Source organism: Nonomuraea cypriaca, assembly GCF_015645445.1.
GTDB classification, from domain to species: Bacteria; Actinomycetota; Actinomycetes; order Streptosporangiales; family Streptosporangiaceae; genus Nonomuraea; species Nonomuraea cypriaca.
The window spans coordinates 18331-27753 of record NZ_JADOGI010000146.1 but is presented as its reverse complement, the minus strand read 5'-3'; the positions used below and the strand labels follow the sequence as shown (position 1 = coordinate 27753).

Sequence of the window (9423 nt, the reverse complement as noted above, 5' to 3'; positions counted from 1 at the left end):
CCATCCCACCCGACCCCCGAGGAGCACATGGTGACCAGGGAAGTCGCTCTCCAGGACTACGACCGCGACGGCTACACGATCTTTCGGAACGTCCTCGACCGCGAGCTGATCGACGAAGCGAGCGACCACGTCGCATGGCTCCAGGCCAAGTACCCCGACCGGCTCGGCGAGGACCTGGGCACCGAGCTGGTCGCCAGGGATCCCTTCTGGGTCCGGCTGGTCGGCGACGAACGGCTGCTGGACGTGGCCGAGCTCTTCGTCGGCCCGGACATCGCGCTGTTCGCCTCGCACTACATCAGCAAGCCGCCCTTCTCCGGCATGCCGGTCCTGTGGCATCAGGACGGCGCCTACTGGCCGCTGGAGCCGATGCGCGTCGTCACGCTCTGGCTGGCCGTCGACGAGGCCACACCGGAGAACGGCTGCCTGCGGGTGATCCCCGGGTCGCACAGCGAGAACCTGCACGAGCTGCGGCAGCGTGACGACATCGACAACGTGCTCGGCTCGGAGAGCGCGGTGACGGTGAACGAGTCGAAGGCCGTGGACCTGGTGCTGTCGCCCGGCGACGTGGAGGTGCACCACCCGAACATCCTGCACGGCTCCGATGCCAACACCTCTCCCAGGCGCCGCTGCGGTCTGACCATCAGGTACATCCCGACCTCGACCCGGATCACGAGCGAGGAGCAGCCGTTCGTGTCCGCGCTGCTGCTCCGAGGGGAGCCGGGCGTGAACGTCTACCAGCCGTTCCCGAAATACGTGGCAGGTGAGCACATGTCCTTCACCGGTGCCACGAACCTCGCCTGACGCCGCGACCGCTCGAACTCCGTGGACGGCCATGGTTCGTCGCCTGGTGCCGCACCCCGTGCCCGCGGCTGTGGCCGGCGCCACTCGATGACCTCGCCGGCCTTCCGAGACGGCCGTCACTCGATGACCTCCCCGGCCGTCCGGCGACGGCCGTCGACGGTGACGGTGCCTGAGGAGGTGGAGACGTCGATGGTGCGCCCTCGGTAAGCCAGCCCCGTCAGCTCCATCCCTCCGCCGGGAAGGGCCGCCGGGGCGACGACCAGGCTTCCGTCGAGCCGGAACCGCACGCCCGCCGCGCCGGTCAGGATCGCCTCCGCACCGGCCAGCCCGGCGACGATGTTGATCCGCCGGCCCGCGGGCGGTGCCGCCGGGCGGTCGCAGTAGTGATCCTGGGGAAAGTACGGGAAGTGCCGCCCCATCCAGAGCAGCCGTCGCATGACCTCCCAGGCGAGGGCCGGCTCGCCCCGCTCCCAGAGCGTCAGCGCGAGCTGCGGGCCTTCCCCGGTGTACGCCCCGCCGCCTGACCAGTCGGTGTCGCCGAGTTCGTAGTGCAGCCGGTCGTCCGCGGCCACGGCGCTGACGCCGTAGGGGGCGAGGAAAGAGCCGTCACGCAGCCGCCCGAGCATGATCCTGGCCATCTCGGGTGTGCAGGCGCCGTTCCGCATCGCGTCGAACGCCTGGATGTGCTGGACGAGCTCGCTGTGCCCGTCGGGGTAACGACAGCGGAACCACCCCGCACGCTCGTCCCACAGCTCGCCGGCGATCGCGCGCCTGATGTCACGGGCACGGGAGCGCAGGTCGTCCACCGGCAGCCGCGCGCCGGACATCTGGGACAGCTCGGCCAGCCGGTCGAGGCACCAGGCGCGTTCGGCGTTGGGGCTGGCGGCCACGTGCTCCCAGCCCGTGCTGCGCATCTCCAGCAGGTTGTACTGGTCGCCATAGTCGCGTAGTGCCCCCGCCGGGGCGAAGCGGGCGTCCAGACCCTCGACCAGGTCGTGCAGCTGGGTGACCAGGTCGGGGGAGACGCCGAGGTGGGCGGCGACGGCCGTGGCGAGGGTGACCAGGGACCAGCCGCTGTACGCGTACGGGACGCCCAGGCCGGTGCCGTCGGGGGCGATCGCGTAGTGCCGGGTGAGATCCACCTTCATGAGCGATTCGAGAACGCCGGTGGTGGCGTCGCCGAGCATGAGGGTGAGCAGGTGAGGGGCGTACCCGCCGGTGTCCCACGCGTAGGCGCAGAGCGCCCCGCCGTCCAGGCCGGACGTGGCCACGAAGGGAGAGGTGATGAAGCCGGGGTTGTCCCACAGGCAGACCAGCCCGCTGGTGAGAGAGCCACGCCAGTATGCCTCCAGCCCGGGGATGTCGCTGGACAGCCGTGGCACGCGAGCCAGGGCCCGAGCCAGCCGGTCCTCCGACCGCCTGGCGGATTCGGCGGCCAGCTCCCGCGGCCGCCCAGGCGGCGTGCTGGGGCCGGTCCGGACGGCCAGTGCGAACACCGCGGTCCCGCCCGCCGGGACGTCCTGGCTGAGCCCCTCATGGGAGAGCTCGACGGTGACGTCCCCGGCCTGCCAGGTCCACCGGTCCGCGCGCACGGCTTCCGGTCCGGGGGCGGGCGGGACCCAGCCCCATTCGCCGAGCGGGACCCGACGGGGGCCGCCCGGGGCGGCGCGTGGGTGGAGGGTCACGGTGATGTTCCGTCCGGCGCGGTTGACGATCTCCACCTCCAGGACGAACCCCGCCTGGCCGTACAGCGGGGTGAGGGTGCTCTGGACCCGGAGCGAGATCAACTCGTCCTGGTGGCGGCGATGGTAGGTGCCGTGCCTGACCATCCGGCCGGGCCACCAGGTGCCACCCGCGTGCAGCAGGCCCACCCCGGCCACTCCCGGCGCCGCGCCGTCGGCGATCCGGCGACCGTCCACGTCCAGCTCGACGGTCAGCTCGGCGTCGGGGGCCGCGTACGGCGGCGCGAACCACCCGCCGACCGCGCACACCGACCCCGGCGGGGCGTGGACCGTGGTCCAGCCGCTGGTGACCCAGATGTCGCCCGGCGCCATGCTCTGGCGCAGGTCGTAGGCGAACTCGTCAACGGAATAAGGCATGCGTCAATCCCTTGCCTGACGGTGGCTGGCGGGGGAGGTCTGTCCGAGGGCGTGGACGGCCGGCGGTCCGGGCGCTCGCGACCGATGGTTACATCGGCCCGTAATCGCCGCAAGAGTTACAGCCGAGTTACTCCTGTTTTTCATTCAGGTATTGCCATCGAACCGGTCCAGCGCTACGTTCCTGGCAAGTGTTGGACCGGTTCGACAAAATGCCGGGCGCAGCTGAGGAATGTGCATGGAGAAAGTCACGATCCGCGATATCGCACGCCTGGCCGGCGTATCGAAATCGACGGTGTCGCTGGTGATCAACAACAGCCCGCGGGTCGACCCGGAGACCAGGGGCCGCGTGCTGGCGGTCATCACGCGGCACAACTACGTGCCCAGTGCCACCGCCAGCGCGCTGGCGAAGGGACGGCCGCCGTTCATCAGCATGATCGTGCCCGGGCTGACGTGGCGGCTGGTGGCTCCGCTGAACTACGGCGTCGCCTCGGTCATCGAGCGCACGCCGTACGAAATCATCCTCTACACGAGCACCAACGACCATGACTACGCGCCGGTCATCGACCGCATGCTCGCCTCGGGGCTGTCGGCCGGCGTCCTGGTCATCAACCAGGACCAGACCATGCAACCGCTGCTCGACCTGCACGCGCAGGGGGTGCCCGTGGTCCTCATCAACACCCTCGGCTCCCACTTCGACCTGCCGTCGGTCGAGGCCGACAACTACGAGGGCGCGTACGGCGCCGTCCGCCATCTGCTGGACCTGGGCCACCGGCGGATCGCGTCGCTGGCCGGGCCGATGACGTACCCGTGTTGCCAGGACCGGCAGCGCGGCTACCAGGACGCGCTGACCGAGGCCGGAGTCCCGATCGACGCCTCGCTCACCCAGCAGAGCGGGTTCCAGCCGCCCACCGCCCGTGAGCTGGTGCGTGAGCTACTGGAACGCGCAGACCGGCCGACGGCGGTGTTCGCGCACAACGACGTCACCGCCTACGCCGCCATGGATGCCGCCGCCGACCGCGGCCTGCGGGTGCCCGAGGACCTGTCCGTGGTGGGATTCGACGACATACCGTCGTCGGCGCACGTCAAGCCCGCCCTCACCACGGTCAGCCAGCCGTTCGAGGCGATGGGCGAGCACGCGGCCCGGATGCTGCTCGCCGCGATCTCCTCCGAGTCCGCCTCCTCCGAGTCCGCCTCCTCCGAGTCCGGGGAGGGCTCCGCTCCGGGCGGGCACGGCCCACCGCCCGCCCGCGTCCACCTGCCGACCACTCTCATCGTCCGGGACAGTACGGGCCCCGCTCCCAGCTGACGCCTGACGCCCGGCGCACATCCATTTCGACGACGCGAAGACCGGTGCCCTCGGGGGCGCCGGTCGAAATCCCCCTGCCCGTCGACAGAAAGGATCCTGACCATGAGTCGCCTCACGAAGGCGCGGCGCCGACTGGCGTACGTCATTCCCGGGGTGCTGCTCTCGGCGTTGGGACTGGTGGCGCCCGCGGCCGCCGCCGAACCGCCGACCGAGATCATGCCGGCCAACGTCCTGGAGGCGTTCACCCAGTTCACGGGGAATCCGGCACCCCAGACGGAGATCGTCACCGTTCATGGGCAGCCCGGCTTCGACAAGGCGCTGCAGGTCACGGTGACCGGGCAACCCAGCACGTCCGGCCTGGACGGCGAGTACTCCCTGGGCGTGGGCGTGCCGGCCGCGCTGCCCACGGTCAAGGACGAGGCGATGCTGGCCACCTTCTGGGTGCGGTCGGTCACGCCCACCCCGTCCGGTTCCGGCCTGGCCCACTTCGTGTTCGAGCAGAACGGCGGCGGCTACGCCAAGTCCACTCAGGCGGCGATGAAGTTCGGGTCCGCCTGGCAGCGGTTCCAACTGCCGTTCCGGATGGCCGCCGGCTACGCGGCCGGCCAGGTCCGCGTCAACTTCTGGCTCGGTTACGGCCCGCAGGTGCTGCAGATCGCGGGTGTGTCGGTGCTGCGGTACGGACCGGGGACCCCGGCCGGGTGGCCGGCGGCCACCTATGCCGGTCGTGACCCTGGGGCGTCCTGGCGGGCCGCCGCCGACGACCGCATCGAGCGGAACCGTAAGGGCAACCTCTACATCAAGGTCGTCGACTCCGAGGGCCACCTCGTGCCCGGCGCCACCGTCCAGGCGGACATGACCGAGCACGCCTTCAAGTTCGGCACGGCCGCGGACGCCGTGCGCCTGATGGCCCAGAACACCTCGGGGCAGAAGTACCGCGACACGCTGCTGGCCAACTTCAACCAGTTCACGCTCGGCAACAACCTCAAGTGGAACCACTGGGAGAACCTGGCCGAGCGAGAAACCTACACCCTGCCCGCCCTCCGATGGGGGCGCGACCACGGCCTGTTCGTCCGCGGACACACTCTGATCTGGCCATCGTGCGGGCTCATGCCCGCCGACGTCTGCGGTCTCCGCGACGACCCCGCCGCGCTGCGGCACAGGATCGACACCCACATCACGGACGAGGCGGGCGCGCTTGCCGGCACGATCGACGAGTGGGACGTGGTCAACGAGCCGTACGCCAACCACGACGTGCAGGACGTGCTCGGCGACGGTGAGATCGACCGCTGGTTCCGGCTGACCCGGCAGGCCGACCCGGGCCCGAAGCTCTACCTCAACGACTACGACATCATCGAGGACAACGGCTGGGAGGTCCGCCACCAGGACCACTTCACCGCCCGGGTCCGCGCGCTGAAGGACGGCGGGGCGCCCATCGGCGGGATCGGCATCCAGGGGCACTTCGCCGGCGAGCAGCTCACCCCGCCGGCGGACCTGGTCACGCTGATCAACAGGTTCGCCGGGCCAGGCCTGCCCATCGCGATCACCGAGTTCGACGTCGGCACCACCGACGAGCAACTCCAGGCCGACTACACGCGTGACTTCCTGACCGCGATGTTCAGCTTGCCGCAGGTCACCGGGGTCAGCACGTTCGGGTTCTGGGAGGGCGACACCTGGGATCCCAGGCGGGCCCTGTTCCGGACCGACTGGACCCCCAAGCCGAACGCCCTGGCCTGGCGCGACCTCATCTACGGCACGTGGTGGACGAAAGCCTCGGCCACGACCGGGCCGACCGGCTCCACCACGGTGCGCGGCTTCCTCGGCGACTACACCGTGAAGGTCACGGCCGGCGGCGTCACCAAGGAGGTCGCCGTCTCGATGTCGACCATCTCCGGCAAGGCGATCACGGTGGTCGTCGGCTGACCTCAGCAGACCGAAAGGAAAGACCATGTCAGCCATTCAGCTCAGCCGCAGGCAACTCCTGCGGGCCGCCGTCGCCACCGGCGGGGCCGCGTTGCTCACCGGCTGCGGCGGCTCCTCCGAGAACGCCGGCCCGGCGTCGGGTGCCACGCTGGCGTACTGGGACTGGTACGTCGGCCAGGCACCGTGGGTGGACAATGAGATCAAGCTCTTCCAGCAGGCCAACGGCAAGGTCACGGTCCAGAAGACCACGCAGGTCACCGACAAGTACCTGGACCTGCTGGCGCTGGCGTTCCGCAGCGACACCGCACCTGACGTCTTCCTGCTGCCCACGAAGCCGAAACTGGAGGTCCACGTCGGCGAGGGCTGGCTGATGCCCCTGGACAAGTGGGCCACCTCCGAATGGCGGTCGAGGTTCCCCGGCAACAGCTTCGTCGAGGGCGTCAACATCTTCGGCGGCAAGGTCTACTCCGCGCCCTTCAGCGGCCTGGCGCCGGCGCTGCAGCTCTACATCCACAACGGAGTCTTCAAGGAGTCCGGCCTGACCAACCCCGACGGGACGGTCTTCATCCCGAAGACGTGGGACGACATCACGCGCGCCGCCGAGGCGATCACCAGCAGGAGCGGCGGCAAGGTCTTCGGGCTCGGCTTCGGCAACGCGCAGAAGGCGGCCCTGCCGTGGCTGATCGAGTTGTTCTGCCGGGGCGCCGGGTCGCCAGGGGGCACTCAGAGCGTCGACTACCGCACCGGCAGATGGACGTACGGCACCGACCGTAATTACGCGGACTTCCTCGCCCTGCTCCTCGACTGGAAGAACCGCGGCTTCATCTACCCCAATTCGATGAGCATCTCCGACGAGCAGGCCAGGGCGTTCTTCTCCCGAGGCAGATTCGGCATGATCGTCGGTGGAGTGTGGAACCAGGCGCCCTGGGAGGAGGCCGGATTCAAGGACTACAGCCTCATGACGCTCCCGTCTCCGACCGGCACCCCGCGGGGCTTCTTCTACGGATCTCCCGGCAGCTACCTGCTGGGCATCTCGGCCAAGGCCAAGAACCCCGACCAGGCGTGGGCCTGGCTCGACTGGTTCTACGGTCCCGCCGCAGGCAAACGCTGGGTGCAGGGCGGCTACGGCCTGTCGATCCATCCCGAGAACAACGATCCGGCGGGCGTGACCTCGGCGACGTTCCGGCAGTACGTCGCCATGGCAGACACGGCACTCATCGGCCCGGTGCCCGCGATCCGCAACCCCGAGATCGCCAAGGTGGAGGTGGCACCGGTCCAGCCGGACCTCCCCGACGTCGCCGCGGGCATCTACACCGGCCAGATCAAGGACGCGGCCAAGGCGCTCAAGGAACTCGAGGACCGCCTCAACGGCGCCCTGAGCGAGGCCGTGTCGCAGGCGCGCGGGCAGGGGCTCAAGGTCAGCATGGACGACTACGTGTTCGCCGACTGGGACATCGCCAAGCCGTACACGACCAAGCGCGGATGATGTGATGACCGACATCCGACTTGCCGCCCGGCCCCGTGCGCTGACCACGGGAAAGGCGTCCCGCCTGCGGCGGCGGATCGTCGCCGCGCGCTGGTCCTACCTGTACGTCCTGCCGATGCTGGTGCTGCTGCTGGCGTTCGTGATCTATCCCATCATCGCGTCGCTCGGCTACACCTTCTACCGGTGGGACGGGATCGGCGAGCCCGGTGACTTCGTCGGGCTCGCCAACTTCTCACGGGTGATGACGGACTCCATCTTCTGGGAAGCCCTGCGCAACACGTTCTTCTACGTGCTGATCGTGGTGCCCGTCCAGCTCGTCCTCGCGCTCGCGCTCGCCCTGGTGGTGAACAATCGCCGGTTGCGCCTGCGGACCTTCTACCGCACGCTCTTCTTCCTGCCGGTGGTGACGTCGGCCGCGGTCGTCGGCGTGGTCGTCCAGCTGCTCTTCTCCAATTTCGGCGACATCGTCAACGACGCCCTGATGTCGCTCGGCCTCACACACGAATACATCGACTGGCTCGGCGACCCGAACTTCGCGATGATCATCATCATCGCGGTCGGGATCTGGCACACGCTCGGCTACAACCTGGTGTATTTCCTGGCCGGCCTGCAGACGATCCCCGACGAGCTCTACGAGGCGGCGCGGCTCGACGGCGCGGGCGCCTTCGCGAGCTTTCGCTACATCACCGTGCCCATGCTCAGGTCGGTGGGGGTCGTCATCGTGCTGCTGTCGGTCATCGGCTCGTTCCAGGTCTTCGACCTCGTACAGGTGATCACCAACGGCGGGCCGTACTTCGCCACCGAGGTGGTCAACACCTACATCTACCACCTGGCGTTCGGCGGATCCTCCGGCTCCACCGTCGACCGGGACGTCGGCCTGGCCTCGGCGGCCTCGTTCTTCTACGGGCTGCTGCTCATCGTGTTCGCCGTGGTCCAGGCCCTCTTCCTGCGAGCGGTGGTCAGACGCAGGGGAGGCCGCGCATGACCCGGCGGGCGCCGCTGATGACGCACGTGTTCCTGCTCGTGGGCGGGGTCGCCTGGCTCTACCCGTTCCTGTGGACGTTGGGCAGCTCGCTCAAGAGCACCGACGAGTTCTTCGGCCGCGGACTGGACCCGCTGCCCGGCACGCCGCTGTGGTCCAACTACGCGCAGGCCTGGCAGGGGGCGTCCTTCGGGCAGTACTTCCTCAACACCCTCACCATCACCGTCGTCACGGTGCTCATCACCCTGCTCGTCACCGCCATGGCCGGCTACACTCTCGCCCGCACCGAGTTCCCCGGCAAGGGCCTCGTCCTGGTCGCGGTGGCGGCGACCGTGTTCCTGCCCCACGGGTACACCATCATCCCGATCTTCGACATCATGGACGCGCTCGGCCTGCTCAACAGCCTCTGGTCGATCATCATCGTGCAGTCGGCCGGCGGCATCGTCTTCGGCACCTTCCTGTTCATGGGCTACTTCCGGGCGATCGACCGGGCGTTGGAGGACGCCGCCCGCGTGGACGGGGCCAACTTCCACCAGGTCTTCTGGCGGATCATGCTGCCGTTGTCCGGGCCGATGCTGGCGACGGTCGGCCTGTTCACCGCCATATCGGCGTGGAACAGCTTCTTCATCCCGCTCGTGTTCACCCTCGCCCGTCCAGAACTGCGCAGCCTGGGCGTCGGGATGTACGCCTTCATCGGTGAGAACTCCACCGACTGGACGCTGCTGTGCGCCGGCTCGGTCATCACCCTCGCCCCCATCATCGCCATCTTCCTGGTGCTGCAGAGGTTCTTCGTGAACGGGCTCGCCGGCGCCGTCAAGCAGTGACA

At 69.2% G+C, this 9423-nt stretch carries 7 protein-coding genes; 6 read left to right on the top strand and 1 reads right to left on the bottom strand.

Annotated elements, in window-relative coordinates; all coding sequences use genetic code 11:
* On the top strand, positions 1-801 hold an 801-nt coding region (locus ITP53_RS36480; protein ID WP_328816915.1), incomplete at its 5' end, for a phytanoyl-CoA dioxygenase family protein.
* Positions 802-917: 116 nt separating this feature from the next.
* Here ITP53_RS36480 and ITP53_RS36475 read toward each other — a convergent pair.
* Positions 918-2900 (bottom strand): MGH1-like glycoside hydrolase domain-containing protein, encoded by a 1983-nt coding sequence (locus tag ITP53_RS36475; RefSeq protein ID WP_195900020.1) that lies wholly within the window; start codon positions 2898-2900, stop codon positions 918-920.
* Positions 2901-3135: 235 nt separating this feature from the next.
* On the opposite strand from ITP53_RS36475, the gene ITP53_RS36470 reads away from it, so the two are divergent.
* From ITP53_RS36470 to ITP53_RS36450, 5 genes are all read left to right on the top strand, one after another.
* Complete coding sequence (locus tag ITP53_RS36470; protein ID WP_195900019.1) at positions 3136-4206, top strand: LacI family DNA-binding transcriptional regulator; 1071 nt, start codon at positions 3136-3138, stop codon at positions 4204-4206.
* A 102-nt stretch (positions 4207-4308) separates the two neighbouring features.
* Positions 4309-6129 carry an endo-1,4-beta-xylanase gene (locus tag ITP53_RS36465; RefSeq protein WP_195900018.1) on the top strand — a complete coding sequence of 607 codons (1821 nt, stop codon included), beginning with the start codon at positions 4309-4311 and terminating at the stop codon, positions 6127-6129.
* A gap of 25 nt (positions 6130-6154) precedes the next feature.
* Positions 6155-7615, top strand: a complete 1461-nt coding sequence (locus ITP53_RS36460; protein WP_195900017.1) for an ABC transporter substrate-binding protein — start codon at positions 6155-6157, stop codon at positions 7613-7615.
* Positions 7616-7619: 4 nt separating this feature from the next.
* On the top strand, positions 7620-8600 hold the full coding sequence (locus ITP53_RS36455; protein ID WP_195900016.1) for a carbohydrate ABC transporter permease: 981 nt from the start codon (positions 7620-7622) through the stop codon (positions 8598-8600).
* Positions 8597-9421, top strand: coding sequence for a carbohydrate ABC transporter permease (locus ITP53_RS36450; RefSeq protein ID WP_195900015.1), 825 nt, complete (start codon positions 8597-8599; stop codon positions 9419-9421). Before ITP53_RS36455 ends, ITP53_RS36450 begins: the two co-directional genes overlap by 4 nt.
* Positions 9422-9423: the final 2 nt, after the last annotated feature.

What these genes read in the sequence shown, in the direction of transcription:
- ITP53_RS36475 (WP_195900020.1), bottom strand. Translation starts at nt 2,900, where the DNA reads ATGCCTTATTCCGTTGACGAGTTCGCCTACGACCTGCGCCAGAGCATG.
- ITP53_RS36470 (WP_195900019.1), top strand. Translation starts at nt 3,136, where the DNA reads ATGGAGAAAGTCACGATCCGCGATATCGCACGCCTGGCCGGCGTATCG.
- ITP53_RS36465 (WP_195900018.1), top strand. Translation starts at nt 4,309, where the DNA reads ATGAGTCGCCTCACGAAGGCGCGGCGCCGACTGGCGTACGTCATTCCC.
- ITP53_RS36460 (WP_195900017.1), top strand. Translation starts at nt 6,155, where the DNA reads ATGTCAGCCATTCAGCTCAGCCGCAGGCAACTCCTGCGGGCCGCCGTC.
- ITP53_RS36455 (WP_195900016.1), top strand. Translation starts at nt 7,620, where the DNA reads ATGACCGACATCCGACTTGCCGCCCGGCCCCGTGCGCTGACCACGGGA.
- ITP53_RS36450 (WP_195900015.1), top strand. Translation starts at nt 8,597, where the DNA reads ATGACCCGGCGGGCGCCGCTGATGACGCACGTGTTCCTGCTCGTGGGC.